The following is a 1212-nucleotide window of genomic DNA, read 5'->3' as shown; positions in this document are numbered from 1 at the left end:
CTCAGCATTGGGCTGGAAAAGCCCTGTCGCATTCGAAAGGAAAGTGGCTTAAACGAGCACTTGGGGCGGCACAAAAACGGGACAGGTCCAAGGTCAGGTTTCATCGGCGAGAGCGTCAAATACTCTTGCACTGAGTCCTTGAAAAAAATCTCCATTGTTTGAGTTTTTTTCGTCATAATATCCAATTCCTTTCGGTGACGATGGTGCTTTGGCACAACTCAGATTTTATTGGACAAAGCGAGATTCTGCGATAAACGGGCGTTTATCACTTATTCTGATCTTCAGGTTATTTGTTGAATTGATGCGGCTGCGTTTGGTTGCTAGGTAGCTGTTTTTAATTCGCTCTCGATACGCTTTGTCAACCAACGCACATTTAGCTCGTCTGCATCGAAAAGTTCGGCTACACGCTGCAAGCTGCTACCATGTACCATTTCAGAATATGGGTAGGCACGTGAAGGACTTAGGATTTCGTCGCAACGGGCCCTCTGCTCCTCGGTGGTGAGGAAATAACGTCGGTCGCCGTCGAATTCTCCATTCGGATACGACTGCCGTTGCTTTCGGTTGAAATGCTCAAGTGCTGCGAGGTGCGCTGGTCTGGTAGGTTCACGTGAAGTATCCTGACATACCTTTTCGGCTATGGCATTGAGGTTTGGTGTTTTCATATGATCTCCAATTGTCATTCAATAACGTAATCGGGAGGATTACTTGATGGGGGCCGCCAGATATCTAATCAAGCTTGCGTCTAGTATTAGGTAATGAATTTTCTATTCCAGAAAAAATGTCTAAACGTATAAATTATATTTTCTGCCCCGTGCAACTTTTCCGAAAGTATTTTTTTCAATTTCTCAATAGCAAGAAATTGCATTGAATTTGGCTCAAGTTGATGCTTGAGGCATCAACCTTTTTTGATACCAAACATGGATACCCGTGCTGGGGCACAGATGTTGTCGGGACTGGGTTTGGAGAATGACGTTTCGGAAAATCCGGTATTAAGCACCATAGTCCCTCTTCAAGTTGCGCTGCACCAGGGAAACCCAGAGGCTGAGGCCTTGGTAGAAGCTTTAAATACCGGTTTGAGAGAGCTGCATGAATCCGGCGAGTGGCATGCCGTTACTTCTGAACCGACATTCCCCAAGTGGCATGCCGTCTGACGTGAAGATCGCCTTACTCTGCTCACCGGACAAGCTTTTTTTGCCCCGACCGGCGTCTGCG

Annotated in this window: 2 protein-coding genes; one reads left to right on the top strand and one right to left on the bottom strand. The window is 46.6% G+C overall.

The annotated features are described in order from the left end of the window. Positions 1–320 precede the first annotated feature (320 nt). Positions 321–662 carry a hypothetical protein gene (locus tag ACR0M9_RS21080; protein ID WP_480774605.1) on the bottom strand — a complete coding sequence of 114 codons (342 nt, stop codon included), beginning with the start codon at positions 660–662 and terminating at the stop codon, positions 321–323. Between the two features lie 255 nt (positions 663–917). Between ACR0M9_RS21080 and ACR0M9_RS21075 the strand changes: the two genes are divergently transcribed. Then, positions 918–1151 carry a hypothetical protein gene (locus tag ACR0M9_RS21075; RefSeq protein WP_480774604.1) on the top strand — a complete coding sequence of 78 codons (234 nt, stop codon included), beginning with the start codon at positions 918–920 and terminating at the stop codon, positions 1149–1151. The last annotated feature ends 61 nt before the right edge of the window (positions 1152–1212 follow it).

Source organism: Ruegeria sp. CH2, assembly GCF_056537065.1.
This window is presented reverse-complemented; position numbering and strand designations above follow the sequence as displayed.

Bases quoted from the DNA above. Each gene is read 5' to 3' on its own strand.
- ACR0M9_RS21080 (WP_480774605.1), bottom strand. From the start codon at position 662: ATGAAAACACCAAACCTCAATGCCATAGCCGAAAAGGTATGTCAGGAT.
- ACR0M9_RS21075 (WP_480774604.1), top strand. From the start codon at position 918: ATGGATACCCGTGCTGGGGCACAGATGTTGTCGGGACTGGGTTTGGAG.